Below are 16,570 nucleotides of genomic sequence, written 5' to 3'. Positions count from 1 at the left end.
TAGATAAAATTGATAGGATAGGCTTAATGCTAAAAAACAACAATATTATTGATAATCTCGTTTCTTTTGTCAGAATTTACTGACTATTAAACTCAAATTTTGTTTTTTTACGAGCAAAATGATTGCATCAAACAGATTATATGTTATATTATATTTAAAAAACTAGCCTTTTTTCGGTATGGTCGAAATCAGTAAGACAGCGGGAGATTATGGAATATCATAGTTATAACGTCTAGTTCTTTGGGTTTTAATTCCAGTACGAATTTTAGTTTTCTTCTTTATGCTTCAACGGAATTGTTTTAACTACCCTAGTAAAGGAGGCGTTTCGTATGCTTAAACATCGAGACCTGCATGAATGTACAGAGCTTTATGAGCTATTATCACACCCTTCTGTATTCCCTTTTGTCCGTCAAAAAGCCACATCTGCTGATGAATATTGGTTTATGACAAAACAACTGATTGAAGAGGAAGCGAGAGGACTCGCTATCTCGAGGACCATAACTGATGATTGGGGTCAACCAATCGGCACCATTAGTATTCACGATGTGGAGGACGGTGCAGGCTTTCTAGGAACGTGGATTGGACTCCCTTACCAAGGTAAAGGTTATAATCAAAAAGCGAAAATGTTATTTTTGAACGAATTATTTTTTGACTATAATTTCCATACGGTATTTCTCCGTATTCGAGTTGAAAATTTAAAATCACAGCGTGCTGCTTTAAAGCTACCTTATGTAGTGAACGCCAATGAAAGTCACCCAACATTATTAGCACAGGTCAATAGTGGTGAGGCACAATTTGATTTATTTAAAATTCCAAAAGATTTATTCTACCTAACAACGGCACATCAAATGCAAGAAGGCGAAGAGCAAGCAATGTAGTGTGCGATATAGATAAAAGAGAAGCTATAAGGTGTTGTCATTTTGACCTGCCTCATAGCTTCTTTTCTTTTCAAATAGCACTTATTTTTTGTAACGTAAAATTAAGGACGCCATTTCATCTGGTGTTTTTGGTTTTTGCGTTTTTGCCATTGTCTCTACCATCGCCACTTTACGCTCTGTTAGTGTATGAACAGACTTCATAAAAGATTCCTTTGTCAACTCTTCTTCCTGTAACACTTCTGCATAACCTTGTTTTTTAAACAAGTTGGCATTTAAAATTTGATCCCCACGGCTTTTTTGCGCAGAGAGAGGTACTAATAGCATCGGCTTGTGAAGCGCTAAAAATTCAAAGATGGAGTTAGAGCCTGCTCGTGACACAATAAAATCTGCAGCATGCAATAAATCAGGTAACTCCGTTGTCACATACTCAAATTGCTTGTAGCCTGGCATCGCCTCTAGTGCTTGGTCATAGTTTCCCTTTCCACATAAATGAATGATGTGAAATTGCTTTAGAAGCTCTGGTAAGTTTTTACGCAACGCCTCATTTAGGACAACAGAGCCCAAACTTCCACCCATCACAAGCAATACAGGCTTCAATGTGGAGAAGCCGCAGAAAGATAGCCCCCTTGCTCTTTCCCCCTCAAATAACTCAGGACGAATAATGGAGCCTGTGCAAGTCGCCTTTTCTTGCGGTAGATGCTTTAGTGTTTCTTCAAAAATCGTGAATACATGAGAAGCAAAAGGCAAGGCTATTTTGTTGGCAAGACCAGGTGTCACATCGGACTCATGGATGACGACTGGCACACCTGCCAATTTCGCTGCCATCACAACGGGTACAGAGACAAACCCTCCTTTTGAAAAGATAACATGTGGCTTCACTTTTTTTATAATACGAAAAGCCTGCATCATTCCAGCAAGCACCTTAAACGGATCTGTAAAATTTTTCATCGAGAAATAACGACGCAATTTACCACTCGCAATGCCATAAAACGGAACATTGGGGAACGCCTCGCCAATTAATTCTTTTTCAATACCCTGCTCAGAGCCAATATAGTGGACATCATAACCAAGTTCAAGTAAAGACGGGAGTATCGCTTGGTTTAACGATACATGGCCAGCTGTCCCACCACCGGTTAAAATGATTGTTTGTTGTTTCACACAAATTCTCCTATTCCTTAAAACCATTGTAGTTAGCACTACTTTTTGTTTACAGTGTTCTATTTTACTATATGCGGAGGAAAAGATATAGATGAAGCATGAAAATTTCAGCTTTTCTCTCTTTACATATGCTATACTTGTTCATTATGTTCATGAAGGAAGTAGAAAATATGTATCAAACATCCACAATTAAGGAAAAATACGCGCTACTCTTAAAAATGATTGTCCCTATTTTAGTGACACAGGTAGCCATTTATCTTATTTCATTTTTTGATATTTTAATGTCCAGTCGCTATGGGACGGTTGATTTAGCAGGTGTCTCGATTGGTTCCTCCATTTGGATGCCGATTTATACAGGACTATCAGGTATACTTCTTGCAATTACCCCCATTGTCTCACAGCTTGTCGGAGCCAAAAAAGAGATGGATGCAAAAAAGGCAGTCCAGCAAGGCATTTATGTTGCGATACTGCTGGCAGTCCTTATTTTTACAGGACTCTTCTTTGGCATCGATTGGATACTTAGCAAGATGAACTTAGAATCTGCTGTACATACCATTGCAAAAGGCTATATCTATTCGATGTGTGCTGGTCTTTTACCACTCTTCTTATTTTTTGTTATGCGTTGTTTTATCGATGCCCTTGGCCAGACACGTGTCACAATGATCATTACCTTAATGACGACGCCGATCAATATCGTGCTGAACTATATCTTTATTTTCGGCAAATTCGGTGCACCTGAACTTGGTGGCATCGGGGCTGGTGTAGCTACAGCGATTACATACTGGCTAATATTCCTGATTACTGTATGGATTATCGCCAAACGAGTACCATTCGAACGTTTCCGTCTGTTTCATGATTGGCCTAAGCTTGAATGGCTTCGTTGGAAGGAAATTTTATTGATTGGTGTACCAATCGGCATTTCCCTCTTTGCAGAAACGAGTATTTTTTCTGCCGTTACCATGATGATGAGTAATTTTAGCACAGAAATTATCGCAGCCCATCAGATTGCCATCAATTTCACCTCCCTGTTATACATGGTTCCGCTCAGTATTTCTATGGGCGTCACGATATTAGTAGGTTTTGAGATTGGGGCTGGTCGCATGCGAGATGCTCGTATGTATAGTTATCTATGTGTCGGCACTGCGATTTTATTTAGCTTTATTTCTGCTTGCATCTTATTTATCTTACGTGAGCCTGTAGCCCATATGTATACGACTGATCAGATGGTTCTTGAGTATGCCGTACAATTTTTAGTCTATGCAGCCATTTTCCAGCTATCTGATGCGATTCAAGCACCTGTACAAGGGGCATTAAGAGGCTATAAGGATGTCATGATCACATTTATCATGGCTATCATCTCTTACTGGGTGATTGGCTTGCCAGTTGGGTATACCCTTGCTACGCATACAGATTTCGGCCCGTTTGGCTATTGGATTGGACTTGTGGCAGGTTTAACAATGGGCGCGATTACCCTATTAATCCGCCTGCTGATTGTTCAAAAAAGAGTCACAGTCTAACGACAAAAATCGCTTTTCTCCAACTTGAGAAAGGCGATTTTTTAACGTAGAACACCTGTACGAATGATTTTCACTTGAACAGACGGCACTAGCTGTAAGGAAGCATATTCAGCATGCCAGTCTTCTTTGAACATTTTCGGGTGATAAGCGCGAATATAGCGACCAATTCCTAATGTATCAGACTTTTGATTCTGAAGAATACGAATAACCTCCTCAAACTCAGCCTGCACATGCTCTTGAATCATTTGTTGAACATCCTTAAAAATCGGGTCTTTATATAAATGATCTTGGGCGAATTCTTCGATTTCCACCTCGACTTGGTAATCCATCGTTATTCTTCTTAGTTCCTCATTCACTGCCCATTTACGCTTTATATGGATGACATTTGCTGTAATCGGCATTTCTTTCCCGTCATGCTTCCACATATAGCTCATACGTGCTTGTTTGTTCGATTGATTCATTAAGATAAGCATGATGAGCGATTGTTTTGGTGTTAATACTGTGCCTGTAAACGTTTGACCTGAAAACAAGGCTAATCCAGCCACCACAGCATGTTGTTTATCCTCACTCAGCTGGAAATAAGGAAGTACGATATCAACGGTCTGTTCAAATAGCATAGAGCCAATCGTCTGTAAATCTAATTTCGGAAAAAATGTATTTTCCTCTGTGCTTTCGATAAAGCGTTCATAATAGGAGCCAGCACTTCCTGCTAAATCCTTTGTTAAGTCAATATATGGTTTGACATCCCCTTCTGTTATCGCCACTTTAATGGAAATCGGATTTTTAGGATCACGAAAATATATGTCCAAGACATCATAAATGGGTTTCCTCACCGTATAATCGGCTATTAGGATGGTTGATAGCTCCGATAAATCCAGTGTTTGCTCAACTTTCAAATTGGCATTCGTGCGCACGTCTCTCGGTGAAATCCCGTCCGCTTCAATCACTTCATTTTGCTGAGTTGTTGTATTCGGATAGGCATAATAACCTTTATAATCCCCAACATATCCTTCCACACCAACGAGCGTCACAACAGAAGCGTTTTTATAAAGGCGTTCATCCCAACAGCCAGCCACTAGTACTATAGATAAGATGATGATACTCCCTTTACGAAACACGTTTTCCCCTCCATTTATTCCAACACATAATGATTATTGGTAGTAGAAAAGTAAACACTAGTAATACATAGTGTAAAGAATTTTTGATAAACTCAATTTGTTGAAATTGCATTACAAAGAGCGGTAGGATTGCTAATAAAAGATGGTAAATGACAATACTCCGCTTCGGGTGCTTCCTCTTTTTAGAAAAATATAGCACGCGAAAGGACAGACCAAAAATCATGACCGTGACAATAGACCACGATAGCCAAATATAGACGAAGAAAATATCAAGTCTTTTAACAAATGTCACTTCCTGTGATTTTAAAATATACATGATTGGCTCTGGGATCAGTTTAATTTCCTCTAGGGCAAAGAACATTTGCGTAAAAAGCACGGAAATCATATAAAATACAAAAAGGACCAATTGGTAGATGAATAAAGGCCGACCTTTCACTTGTGTATCTTGTTTTAGAAACGTTCGATAAATAAGGTACATTTCAATTCCAAAAAAAGCATAGGTACTATGAATCAAGCCCGTCATGATTAGTTTCGTATTGTGCCATTCAACGGGAAAAAGATTACTCCACGTTAAATCTGGAACAGCAAGCATTAAAAAGATCACGAAGAGGAAAATGATAGGTATGAGCATGACACCAATGTTAATGACCGTTTCTGGTCTTACAAGATTGGCATACAAGGACAGCCCTACAATCATCCCAACTACAAGCCATTCAGGTGTTTGCGGTAAGACCCATGTGGCTAAAACATACCCCATATAGGCAATCAATACAGCGTTTAAAACTAGCCAATAGATTTGATAGACCCAGCGAAAAACTCCATTTAAATAGAAATACGGATAATACTGTTCAAACAAGCATAACAGGCCATAATGAATGACACTCGCTAAAATAAAAACAACCCAAGCACTGTGTTGACTGTAAATGATTAATGGTGTTTGGAAGGCAATGTAGACAACACCTGTTTGAATGATAAATAGTAGTAAAAAAAATTGCGCCTTGGATAAAGAAAAATTCATGGTGTATCCTCATTTTTTAGCTGTTCATCGTTCGGCGGTTGAAAGGAAGTGACTTGGACTGTTGGTTTAATGAATGGCCAGCGTAAAAAAATTTTAAACACCGCTTTCGGCTGAAAAGGTACGATGGGTGAAAAATACGGCTGTTTGATAGATGTTAAACTGATAAGATGAATGAGTAAAATAACAATCCCCACGACAATCCCTAAAAACCCAAACAATGAGGAGAGTACCATAAACGGAAAACGTAGCATACGTATCGTACTATTCAATTCAACAGATGGCACAACATAGCTTGAAATAGCCGTTAGGGCGACGACAATGATCATTAAATTCGACACTAACCCCGCACTAACGATGGCATCTCCTATTACTAATCCCCCGACGATTCCAATCGTTTGCCCAACCGATTGTGGCAAGCGAATACTCGATTCTCGAATGAGCTCCATAATAATCTCCAGTATGAGGGCTTCGATTAGTGGTCGATAAGGAATATCGTTGACATCATTTTTCACTTGATTACTTAATTCTAAGGGCAGTACCTCAAAGTGAAAGCTAATCACTGCTATATAAAAAGCTGGTAAAAAAACCGCCGTTATAAACGACAGCAAACGGACTATTTTATAAAAGGTACCAACGACAACCCGACCATTGTAGTCATCGGGTGTTTGGTAGAAAGAGAAAAACGTCACAGGACCAATTAAGGCAGAAGGGGAAATATCGGTCATGATCACAACCTTGCCCTCCACTAGATTAGCTACCACGCGATCTGGATGCTCTGTATTTAACAATTGAGGAAATGGCGATAGCACCGAATCCTCTAAGGCATCACTTAATTGACCTATACTATAAAAATAGTCGATTTGAATCGCTGCAATTCGCTTTTCAATCTCCTGTAAGGTCTCGGGCTGTATAACCCCATCCATATACAGATAATAGGCTTTTGTTTTAGTTTGATGACCAATCGAGAAAGATTTTACGACAAGGGCAGGATTATTCACTCGCCTTCTTATCAAGGCTAAATTGGTATCCGCACGCTCAATAAGTCCCTCATGGGAGCCACGAAGAATATGTTCGTTAATCGGCTCTTCGAGATTTCGACGTACCTCATTAATGATGTTGAGTGTCAGCATCTCGCCCGTGTCAGGCAAAATCACGAGCGTTTCACCTTGGCAAACTCGTTCAATCGCTTGTGGCAAGGAAAAATTTTGCAATGTCGTAAGTAAGGTTTCACTCCAAAAAGGTTTTTCTGTATCTAAACGTGCATAAATCGTATCCAGTATTTTTTGAACTTCTTTCGCATCAACTAGAGAAGCGTAAAAGCATAAAATAGCCGTATTCCCTTCATGCCAATCTATTTGTCTGATGGTCAAATCCGAGGAATGGTAGAATGCCTTTTGCAGGCTTTTCATCATATACTTCACTTTATCCATAAAACGCCTCCTCTACTGGAGAGTATAAGCATTTATCTTCTATTTCAAACGCGGAGCTAGCGGGATTCAATGCCATGAAAAAAGATGCCCTTAAGAACAAATGGGCATCTTCATGATGTGCTATTTTTTAAAATAAGCTTCGATATCCTCATACATAAAGGGTGTTCCCTCTATTTTTTCATGGTTATTATGCAAGGTTGTCATTCGATTGATGATCGGGGCTAATTTCCCTTCATCCTCCTGCGTCAAATTGAAGGCGACTCCATAAGAGTAGATTTGATATTTTTCTTCTAAAGTCCATCTAAATGTACCCTCTAAGTTAAATGATTGATTCATCAAAATAAAGCTAAATTTAAACTTCATCGTTTGATTGACTGGTAGCTTTAAAGAAGAGCGAATCTTCATGCCTCCTAAGCTAATATTTTCGATGATGATAGGGGTATGACCGATATTAATTTTTTGCTCATTCATTTCGATAATCGTCATGAAGCCCTTCACATAGGCTGGGAATTGGAAGCGGTAATATTTGCGTCTTTCCACCACGGGTTTTTTATGAGCAATGGCTTTTGGCGGTGTTAAAACGCCTTGTGCCAGCATTTTTTCAAAGGCTTTTGCAGGGACCGCCTTCGCATAGATGCTGCCTTGCACATAATCACATTCTTGTTGCTTTAAAAAGATAAATTGCTCGTAAGTTTCGACCCCTTTTGCCACTACCTGAATACCGAGCATTTTTGCTAAATAAATCGTTGTGGAAATGAGCCCATTTTCAATCGGACGATCATGACGAATTTCACGAATAAACGCTTCATAGATATGGAGTGTCGTTGGTTGGAATGTTCGCAATGATTCTAAGGATGAGTAGCCTGTTCCAAAATCACCAATGGCAATTTTGACACCGATTTCTTGCAGTTCCTTTAAAACGGTCATCACACTTGTACTATTTTTTAAGATGGTACTTTCGGTAATCTCGAACTGTAAATAATGCGCGTCAATCGAATTGATCTGTAATTGCTCTTGTACAAACTGAATAAAGCCCTTTTTCATCAAACGAATCGGCGATATATTAATGCTAATTGTTCGCAACACATGTCCTTGCTGTTTCCAGTGCTGTAACAAAGCACATGCTTTTTTAATCACCCAATCCGTAATGATATGAATCATATGGTTTTCTTCGGCTAATGGAATAAATTCACCAGGTGATACAAGGCCCCATTCTTTATGGTGCCAACGGATTAACGCCTCTGCCCCATAAATAATCCCCTTTTGCGGTTCTACCAATGGTTGAAAATATAACTCAAATTCCTCATTTAACATTGCTTGTCGCATATCGCGATCTAACACGTAATGCTTATAGGAAGTAATATCTTCGGTAAAGGCATAAATATGAAAGCGATTCCTTCCCTGCTGTTGCGCGTAGCACAAAGCAGAGTACGCATTTTCTAACAAGATGTTTCTCGTTAAGCCTTCCTCTGGATAAAAAACAATACCAATGCTAGCAGATAGGTGCAGGCGATAGTCATTAATGGAAAGAGGTGTTTCAAAAGTTTTCAGCAAACGGCTAGCCAATGCGTAAATATGCTGCTTGCTCACATATTTTTTAATGACAATGATAAAATGCTGATTGTCTAGGCGTGCCATGTAACTATGATCATCGGTTAGCGTTGAAAAATAGTTGGTCACCGTTCGAAGAAGCTCATCACCAATTTTCGTACCGAGCGCATTATTTAATACATGAAAGCGATTAATGGAAATATATAATAGCGCGAAGGGTTCGCCAGCTACGCATAATGTATCGACTTTATCATGCAAGCTCAACCGATTCGGTAAACCAGTTAATTCATCATAATACACTAAATAATTCAGCTTCTTTTCCCGTTCGATCTCCTTTGTAATATCGGTTACTAAGCCGAAAATATGGTTCACCTCGCCCTCCTCATCTAGTCTTGGCACAATTTGTTCCAGTAACCACTTGGTCTGGTTATCACTTGTGAGTATACGATAAATCACTTGATAGCTCTTTCCTGAAGCGAGATGATCCGTATATGCTAATACTTCCTCACGATGAGCAGGATGAATCATATTAATCCATACCTCTGAGTCTTCGTAAAGCTTGGCTAACGGAATCCCTAAAATGCCCTCTAGTCCTTTAGAGGCGAACAGCATATTCCCCCTAATGGAATCTCGCATCCAAATCCCTGCATCTAAATTGTCAAAGATAGAATGATAATTGGCTAGTGTGTCATTTAACGTTTGCTCAAGTAGTTTGAAAGCCGTTTCATCTTTGACAACCCCTATCATCTTAAAGGGCTTGTCATCCTTCCATATCACTTCGGCAGCCGCTTGTAAAAAACGCAGGTCATTGGTTTTTCCGTGATAAATACGAAAGTCACTGTCAAAATTAGTCCCTTTCCGTGCATGATTAAATGCATCATAGGTCCTTTCATAATCATCTGGATGAATGAACTGGAACGCGCGATCAATACCATCATTATCTGAACGCTCAAAGCCAAAGATATGATAAAAATTATCCGAGCAATACAGTTTGTCATGCTGAATAAAGTACTCCCAGCTCCCAACTGCCGCAATATGCTGGGCGTAATTCAAATGCTTCTCATGGAGCATTAACTGATGTTTCATGGCTGAATAAGTGGACATATCTTCAATGATTAAATAGAGCCCCTCCGCCTGATTATCATCATTTTTGATCGGTATAAACGTCAGCATGAGGCTTAGATTTTGTCCTTGATGCTGTAGCCTTTCAATATCAATTTTGACCGACTTTCCTCGTAATGTTCGATTGAACGCTCTTTTTAACCGTTTATAATCTGCCTCGGTCAGAATTTTCTTAAAATCCTCTGCATGACTAGGTCGATATTGTAATAGTTGATAGAGTGCCTCTTGATTCACATAAATAATTTCACCATCTGCCGAAAACACAATCATCATATCGGGGTGATACTTGGCAAAGGACATGGCATATGAAAACAAACGATGGTCTTGAGCTGTGGCCAGCGCAATCGTATGCGTACTTTCTTCTTTTGTAAAAAATTGCTTTAATAAATTCGGCTTTTTCATTCATCTCACCTCTCCCTACTTTTTACCCACTACTTATTTATCAATTCCCCAAAATACATTTTAAAAACTATTATTTTAAAAAGAGAAATAATTATTTCACCGACCTTTTTCCGCTGGGGAGGCGCTCTTTTTATGGAGGGTGACTATTTTTGATTGGAGGGCGCTCTTTTTTGATTGGAAGACGCTCCTTTTTCAGGCGGAAGTGCTCTTTTTATCAGGTTACGCGCTCCTTTTTCAGGCGGAAGCGCTCTTTTTATCTGGATAGACGCTCCTTTTCTAGGTGGAAGCGCTCTTTTTATCTGGATAGACGCTCCTTTTCTAGGCGGAAGCGCTCTTTCTATCAGGATAGACGCTCCTTTTCTAGGCGGAAGCGCTCCTTCTATCAGGTTAGACGCTCCTTTTCTAGGAGAAAGCGCTCTTTTCATCAGGATAGACGCTCCTTTTCTAGGCGGAAGCGCTCCTTCTATCCGGTTAGACGCTCCTTTTCTAGGCGGAAGCGCTCTTTCTATCAGGATAGACGCTCCTTTTCAAGGGAGAAGCTCTCTTTCTATCAGGATAGACGCTCCTTTTCTAGGCGGAAGCGCTCCTTCTATCAGGATAACCGCTCCTTTTCTAGGCGGAAGCGCTCTTTTCATCAGGATAGACGCTCCTTTTTGAGGTAGAAGTGCTCTTTTTATCAGGATTCCCGCTCCTTTTCGAAGGGGAAGCGCTCTTTTTATCAGGATAGACGCTCCTTTTCTAGGTGGAAGCGCTCTTTTTATCAGGATTCCCGCTCCTTTTCGAAGGGGAAGCGCTCTTTTTATCTGGATAGATGCTCCTTTTCTAGGTGGAAGCGCTCTTTTTATCAGGATAGACGCTCCTTTTCTAGGCGGAAGCGCTCTTTCTATCAGGATAGACGCTCCTTTTTGAGGTAGAAGCGCTCCTTCTATCAGGTTAGCCGCTCCTTTTCTAGGAGAAAGCGCTCTTTTCATCAGGATTCACGCTCCTTTTCGAAGGGGAAGCACTCCTTATATCAGGATAACCGCTCCTTTTTGAGGTAGAAGCGCTCTTTTCATCAAGATAGCCGCTCCTTTTCAAAAGAAAAGCACTCATTTTATTAAGATACGCGCACTTCTTTATCATCAAGGGCACGCTTTTTTATAGGGATTCCGCAAAGCTCCTTTTACAGTATTTTTCCTTAGGGTACAACGATTAATTCCATATCCAGTAGCCATCGATCCATGGCTTGCTTCGGATAATAGACTTTCTTCCCTACCTTCACATGAGGGATTTCGCTTATGTAACTATTTGATCCATCTGGGATTTCTGTTAATTTTAGCACTTCTCCTACATGAATCCCTAAATAATCCGCGGCCTCTTCTTGTGATAATAGCTGGTGTTGCACGGGTTCTTTTGGTTGCTCCCTTAAACTAGTAGCGATGAGCCAGCTTCCTATCACAAAAGAGATGGCCAATGAGAAAATCGCGATGGCTATGCTATATTGTTTCAATTTTATCCCCCCTTTCTCATCAAATTTTACCATTAATTCAATAAAAAAAGATGCTCTATAAGCCTTTACAGACTTGTAGAGCATCCTTCTATTAATAAATGATTATTTTTGGATAAATTGTTGTGTCCAGTAGTTACCTGTTTTCACGTAACCTACACCGATGTGCGTAAATTTACCGTTTAAAATGTTCGCACGGTGTCCTGGTGAGTCCATCCACGCTTGTACTACTTCTTGTGGAGAACGTTGACCTTGAGCAATGTTTTCACCTGCACCTTTATATGTGATGCCTAAAGCTTTCATACGATCAAATGGTGAACCAAAAGTTGGGCTCGTATGTGAGAAATATTTGTTTGTTTGCATATCTTGTGATTTTTCACGAGCTGCAGCCATTAATTTCGCATCTGTTTGAAGTGGTGATAAACCAGCTTTTGTACGCTCAGCGTTTGTTAATTTTACTACTTCTTGTTCAAATGCGTTCACATCTGAAGTTGTTGTTGATGGTGTTGAAGTAGTTGGTGGTGTTGCTGGCTTTTCGTTTTGTGATGATTGATTATTATTTGGCTTTGTTGGTGTTGTATTATTTGTTGTTGGCGTCTCTTTAGATGGTGTAGATGCCTGTGGAAGTTTGACTGTCCACTTATGATTGTTGTTTGACCATTTATAATAATAAACTTTACAGTTCGTTGATTGCTGTACGGAATTCCCCTCTGTTGTATTTGCAGCAGCAGAAGCTATTTGAATTGGAGCTGCTAAAAGAAATGTTGCACAAATTGCTGTTAGTGTTTTTTTCATGTTTGCAATTCCTCCTTGTCTGCCACTAATCGTAAGGGATGATTTTCATTAAAATCTTACCAACATTTGCTAACAACGCCAACGAAGAAGAAAATGCGCGGAAAATCACGTTTTTTTCGCGCTATTTTTTAGCAGGTTTAACCAATCTATGAAATACTTACGTTTGAAAGAGGGTTGACACCCCTCTTAAACTAGTAGATATTTTCGAAAACATGAATAAAAAACGCATGTTTTATGCACTCGGTTTTTAACCTCTTTTTTTCATTGCTATTGTTGAATCGTCCTAGAGACAGCTAGTGTCGTAGCCTATTGCCAATCTTATATTACATTTATGTTACAAGAGCGTTACATTTCATTTACATAAAAATAAAACAACCTGCGTAAAACTACACAGGTTGTACATGGCAGAAATTCATAGGTTGCTTTCTTCTTCAATTTACCCCAATAACAGGTAATGCACCAACATCCTCTCCAATAATAACAAGTTTTGCTGGCATTTTTATATATTCTGGGAGCCATTGGACCATTCCATAAGCATATTGGAACAACATTGGGTTTTTGATGCCCTCAATCGGGACATAGCCTTTCATACGATAGATCGTTTCGGGTAATGCACGCACCCAATCCTCAAACTGCTCCTGTGTAAATTCCTGATCTGTGAAATCCACTAAGCGGGAGCCTAGCTGCATTGAGGCTATCGGCGCTTTGACAATGGCTGTTTTATCAATTTGTGTCGTTGCCTTTAAGCCTTCTAATAAGCTGAGCGGTACGCGTCCATTTGTTGTTTGCAAAATAAAAGCATGTGGGTTCAAGCCCTGCAGTTCATAGACGACCTGCCCTTGCTCTGCCTCTGTTAATAAATCGGTTTTATTTGCTAATAAGAGGTGTGCGTGGCGAATTTGCTCCATAAATAAAGAGCGCACTTGTGGTGTTAATGTATCACGGTGTAGCCAGAGCTTAGAATCAGCCACGGTGATAATGCCTTTGACATTGAGCTGATCTGCAAATAGCGGTGAAAAAACAGCATCCAATGCTTCTACAGGATGTGCTGCGCCTGTTGTTTCGATAATGAGCACATCAAAATCACTATCTAATAGAAGAGATTGAATTTGTGCCTCTGTTTTTTCAGCACCAGAACAGCAAATACAGCCCTCTAGCATCTCCTTGAGCGGGATATCCTTCTCCACTGCCTGTGAGTCAAATGGCAGCTTCCCTAGCTCATTCATAATAACAGCAGGCTTGTATTTCTTTTCTTTTAGCTGGCGAATGACATCTGTCAGCATGGATGTTTTGCCACTCCCTAAAAAGCCACTAAATAGGTACACATCTTTCATTCTAGTTCCTCCTATAAAAAAAGCTGTCGCAGATGCCGTGAAAGACGACTGCTGCGACAGCTACACTGTTAGTTTGTTGTTTCCTCCGTTTTTTCAGCTGTTCCTACAAGGAGCTCTTTCGCTTTTAATAACTGAGGATCATCGGCTTTCATTTTCGCACGTATAGCATCCATTAATGCATACGTTGTATTGCCTGTTAAAATACCTGTTTCTTCAAGATTACTCGCTGCTTGTAGTTCTTCTACTGCATGCGCTGTATTGTCATCGAAGATTCCATCTACTTCACCAGGCTCATACCCTAGCACTTGAAGCATCTCCTCTGCTGCTTTCACAGAGTCAGATTGTAGGCCTGTCTTCATTTCTAAAGAGGCGTTCAAGTATGGTAAAGAGGCATACGATGGATAACCAACTTTAACATCAGGCTCAATGCCTTTTTCATTTATCCAGTTGCCGTTTGGCGTTAACCATTTACCTGTTGTAAATTTCAGATTCGAGCCGTCTTTTAATGGTGTTACATTTTGGACAGTCCCTTTACCGAAGGATGTTTCACCTACAACTTTGGCACCGACTGATTCTTTTAATGCTCCTGCTAAAATCTCAGAGGCAGAGGCACTACCACTATCGACAAGTACTGTAATTGGTAGGTTATATTTTTTACCTGCAATGGCATTTGTAATTTGAGGCTCTGCATCTTTTTCTTGTACCTGCACAATCGCTTTTCCTTCTGGTACAAAGAAATTAGAAATATCGACAGCAGCCGTTAAATAGCCACCAGGATTTTGACGTAGATCTAAGACAATGCCCTTCATTCCTTTGCCTTCATACTCAGCAAGGATTTTTTCAAGCTCTTTGGTTGTTTGTTCACTAAATGATGTAATTTGAATATGGGCAATATTGCCATCAAGCATTTCACCATAAACGGTTTCTACTGGGATATCGTCACGAACAATGGTCATGTGAATAGCCTCTGTATTTTCGCCGCGTTTCACCGTTAATTTCACTGGTGTTCCTTTCTCACCGCGAATTAAAGCAACCGCTTCTGTTGCACTTAAGCCCTGAATGCTTTTCCCATCAACTGTTAAGATAATATCTTTTGGTAATAAGCCTGCCTTTTCAGCAGGAGAATTTTTGATAGGTGACACAACTGTAATATAACCATTACGTTCTTGGATTTCTGCCCCAATTCCTTGGAAACTCGAAGATAAGCCAGAATTAAATTGATCTGCTTCTTCCTTTACCATGAAATCGGAATAGGGATCGCCTAATGCCTCAAACATACCATTGATCGCACCATCGACCACTTTTTCATCATCGATATCTTGGTAATAGTTATTTTTCAGTAAATCAAATGCTTCATATAATTTTGTAAATTCCTCTCGTTCAATCGGAACTTTCACTTCTACTACTTTCTTATCACCAAAGGTTAACGCAAAAATCGTTAAACCTGCTGTAATAAGAATCGTAAAGAACATTAGCATGATAAATTTAAACGGTTTTAGTTGTATAAATTGTCCTGCCGGCTTTATTTCAGCTGGAGTCGGCTCCTGCTGCTGTTCTGTACTTTCTTTTTTCTGTTCATCCATCTTGATTGTCACCACTCTCATTTACACTAACTTGTTGTCACACTACTACCATCTTAACAGGTTATCCAGAAGACGAAAAGAAAAAGACTGTCAAAGTTTCATGACAGACCTTGTCCTATCATGCTTCATTCTAACGAGCATTCCAGCACCTATTCACCTATCATACTACTAAGTTTAGGCATATTATGGTACTGCCTTTTAATTTTACTCATTTCCTAGGAGCAGTCAACAAAAAACTCAAAGAATCATAGAAATGCTATAAGAATAAAACGTGCCAGTGTCCCAAAAAGTTGCATCCAATCAGGAATTATTCAAGAGATTTTGCAGTTTTTTATAAATGGAATGCACGGTTAATCGATGGAAGGAAATCAATTGTCCTTTATAAACCACTGAAAAAATACCATATGGCGTCGGTGATTTCTCCATCAGCTCTTCTCTCGTTTGAAGATCCACCAACTCTGGCAGCAGCCCTAATTTTTTTGCAGCTAGTTGAATATTCTCTGTTGCAACGTCTACATAAGGACATTGAAAAGAACGTAAAATCGTTAAATGAGGAAACCTCGTTAATCGTTCCTGCCAATTATCAGGAAAATATGGCAGTTCAACGCCTTCATGAAATGGAAACACCCATAATTCAAAAGCATCGAGTGCTGTTGCAATAGGTTGAAATTGGTGTTGTAAAAATAAATCCTTGCTTGGTGTCCAGGAAGTTTGGTCATTGGTGATGACCACCACTCCCTTTTTCCCACGTTCCTTGGCATCCTCTAAACATCTCTTCAATAATTGTGTACCATAGCCCTTGCCTACTGCACTTACCCATAAACAATGAATCACCACATAGCCATCTGCATGCACAACCCTTGAAGAGTATTCCGCATCTGTATATTCTATAAAACCTACTTGCTTTTGATTTTCAAGCACTTGTATGTAATGTAAGCCCTTTTCAAATTGTTGATTAAGCCATTTGTTTTTGTTTTGATAGCCCACTGTTTTCTTCTTGCTTCGTAAACAATAGCTGCCCATTCCCTCTAGCAGCTCACCATTCATTTCAATCAGCTCTACTTGCGCCATGACTAGTCCCCCCAATACGTTCATTGTGCTAATTTTACCATTTTTAGTGATTCATTCAAATACAATAGGAATCGCCTTTTCACTTGTTGCCGCATATGATGCAAGTA

14 protein-coding genes are annotated in these 16,570 nt (G+C 39.7%); 2 read left to right on the top strand and 12 right to left on the bottom strand.

All coding sequences use genetic code 11. The annotated features are described in order from the left end of the window. The first annotated feature begins 329 nt into the window (after window positions 1–329). Window positions 330–878 (top strand): GNAT family N-acetyltransferase, encoded by a 549-nt coding sequence (locus tag JTI58_RS20710; RefSeq protein ID WP_205443437.1) that lies wholly within the window; start codon window positions 330–332, stop codon window positions 876–878. Window positions 879–959: 81 nt separating this feature from the next. Here JTI58_RS20710 and JTI58_RS20705 read toward each other — a convergent pair whose 3' ends face one another. After that, on the bottom strand, window positions 960–2,036 hold the full coding sequence (locus JTI58_RS20705; protein WP_205443436.1) for an undecaprenyldiphospho-muramoylpentapeptide beta-N-acetylglucosaminyltransferase: 1,077 nt from the start codon (window positions 2,034–2,036) through the stop codon (window positions 960–962). Window positions 2,037–2,206: 170 nt separating this feature from the next. On the opposite strand from JTI58_RS20705, the gene JTI58_RS20700 reads away from it, so the two are divergent. Next, window positions 2,207–3,553 (top strand): MATE family efflux transporter, encoded by a 1,347-nt coding sequence (locus tag JTI58_RS20700; protein ID WP_205443434.1) that lies wholly within the window; start codon window positions 2,207–2,209, stop codon window positions 3,551–3,553. A gap of 41 nt (window positions 3,554–3,594) precedes the next feature. On the opposite strand, the gene JTI58_RS20695 is transcribed toward JTI58_RS20700, so the two are convergent. The 11 genes from JTI58_RS20695 to JTI58_RS20645 all read right to left on the bottom strand — a co-directional run bounded on the left by JTI58_RS20695 (window position 3,595) and on the right by JTI58_RS20645 (window position 16,463). Further along, window positions 3,595–4,671: a Ger(x)C family spore germination protein gene (locus tag JTI58_RS20695; RefSeq protein ID WP_205443433.1), complete on the bottom strand. Its 1,077-nt coding sequence runs from the start codon at window positions 4,669–4,671 to the stop codon at window positions 3,595–3,597. Beyond that, window positions 4,661–5,689: a GerAB/ArcD/ProY family transporter gene (locus JTI58_RS20690; RefSeq protein WP_205443431.1), complete on the bottom strand. Its 1,029-nt coding sequence runs from the start codon at window positions 5,687–5,689 to the stop codon at window positions 4,661–4,663. The genes JTI58_RS20695 and JTI58_RS20690 overlap by 11 nt, the downstream gene beginning before the upstream one ends. After that, window positions 5,686–7,119, bottom strand: coding sequence for a spore germination protein (locus JTI58_RS20685; protein WP_205443430.1), 1,434 nt, complete (start codon window positions 7,117–7,119; stop codon window positions 5,686–5,688). Before JTI58_RS20685 ends, JTI58_RS20690 begins: the two co-directional genes overlap by 4 nt. 120 nt (window positions 7,120–7,239) lie before the next feature. Further along, the gene (locus JTI58_RS20680) at window positions 7,240–10,194 is read right to left on the bottom strand and encodes an EAL domain-containing protein (protein WP_205443428.1); all 2,955 of its coding nucleotides are present in this window, start codon (window positions 10,192–10,194) and stop codon (window positions 7,240–7,242) included. A gap of 143 nt (window positions 10,195–10,337) precedes the next feature. Next, window positions 10,338–10,619 carry a hypothetical protein gene (locus JTI58_RS20675; RefSeq protein WP_205443427.1) on the bottom strand — a complete coding sequence of 94 codons (282 nt, stop codon included), beginning with the start codon at window positions 10,617–10,619 and terminating at the stop codon, window positions 10,338–10,340. Window positions 10,620–10,721: 102 nt separating this feature from the next. Then, entirely contained in the window at window positions 10,722–11,165 is a 444-nt protein-coding gene (locus JTI58_RS20670; RefSeq protein WP_205443425.1) for a ribosomal eL19 family protein, read from the bottom strand. 206 nt (window positions 11,166–11,371) lie between these two features. Beyond that, entirely contained in the window at window positions 11,372–11,683 is a 312-nt protein-coding gene (locus tag JTI58_RS20665; protein WP_205443424.1) for a helix-turn-helix domain-containing protein, read from the bottom strand. A gap of 102 nt (window positions 11,684–11,785) precedes the next feature. Next, the gene (locus tag JTI58_RS20660; RefSeq protein ID WP_205443423.1) at window positions 11,786–12,475 is read right to left on the bottom strand and encodes a CAP domain-containing protein; all 690 of its coding nucleotides are present in this window, start codon (window positions 12,473–12,475) and stop codon (window positions 11,786–11,788) included. Window positions 12,476–12,906: 431 nt separating this feature from the next. Next, a complete protein-coding gene (locus JTI58_RS20655; protein WP_205443421.1) occupies window positions 12,907–13,809 on the bottom strand; it encodes a CobW family GTP-binding protein in 903 nt (300 codons plus the stop codon). A 68-nt stretch (window positions 13,810–13,877) separates the two neighbouring features. Continuing rightward, a complete protein-coding gene (locus JTI58_RS20650) occupies window positions 13,878–15,392 on the bottom strand; it encodes a lmo1851 family serine protease (RefSeq protein WP_205443420.1) in 1,515 nt (504 codons plus the stop codon). Between the two features lie 300 nt (window positions 15,393–15,692). Then, window positions 15,693–16,463 carry a GNAT family N-acetyltransferase gene (locus JTI58_RS20645; RefSeq protein WP_205443418.1) on the bottom strand — a complete coding sequence of 257 codons (771 nt, stop codon included), beginning with the start codon at window positions 16,461–16,463 and terminating at the stop codon, window positions 15,693–15,695. Window positions 16,464–16,570: the final 107 nt, after the last annotated feature.

It is taken from the genome of Lysinibacillus fusiformis (assembly GCF_016925635.1).
Taxonomy (GTDB): domain Bacteria; phylum Bacillota; class Bacilli; order Bacillales_A; family Planococcaceae; genus Lysinibacillus; species Lysinibacillus fusiformis_F.
Note: the sequence above shows the minus strand (reverse complement) of the source record. Positions and strands in the feature narration are given on the sequence as shown.

Bases quoted from the DNA above. Each gene is read 5' to 3' on its own strand.
- JTI58_RS20680 (WP_205443428.1), bottom strand. From the start codon at position 10,194: ATGAAAAAGCCGAATTTATTAAAGCAATTTTTTACAAAAGAAGAAAGT.
- JTI58_RS20645 (WP_205443418.1), bottom strand. From the start codon at position 16,463: ATGGCGCAAGTAGAGCTGATTGAAATGAATGGTGAGCTGCTAGAGGGA.
- JTI58_RS20700 (WP_205443434.1), top strand. From the start codon at position 2,207: ATGTATCAAACATCCACAATTAAGGAAAAATACGCGCTACTCTTAAAA.
- JTI58_RS20655 (WP_205443421.1), bottom strand. From the start codon at position 13,809: ATGAAAGATGTGTACCTATTTAGTGGCTTTTTAGGGAGTGGCAAAACA.
- JTI58_RS20670 (WP_205443425.1), bottom strand. From the start codon at position 11,165: ATGAAAAGAGCGCTTTCTCCTAGAAAAGGAGCGGCTAACCTGATAGAA.
- JTI58_RS20690 (WP_205443431.1), bottom strand. From the start codon at position 5,689: ATGAATTTTTCTTTATCCAAGGCGCAATTTTTTTTACTACTATTTATC.
- JTI58_RS20675 (WP_205443427.1), bottom strand. From the start codon at position 10,619: ATGAAAAGAGCGCTTTCTCCTAGAAAAGGAGCGTCTAACCTGATAGAA.
- JTI58_RS20650 (WP_205443420.1), bottom strand. From the start codon at position 15,392: ATGGATGAACAGAAAAAAGAAAGTACAGAACAGCAGCAGGAGCCGACT.
- JTI58_RS20710 (WP_205443437.1), top strand. From the start codon at position 330: ATGCTTAAACATCGAGACCTGCATGAATGTACAGAGCTTTATGAGCTA.
- JTI58_RS20685 (WP_205443430.1), bottom strand. From the start codon at position 7,119: ATGGATAAAGTGAAGTATATGATGAAAAGCCTGCAAAAGGCATTCTAC.
- JTI58_RS20660 (WP_205443423.1), bottom strand. From the start codon at position 12,475: ATGAAAAAAACACTAACAGCAATTTGTGCAACATTTCTTTTAGCAGCT.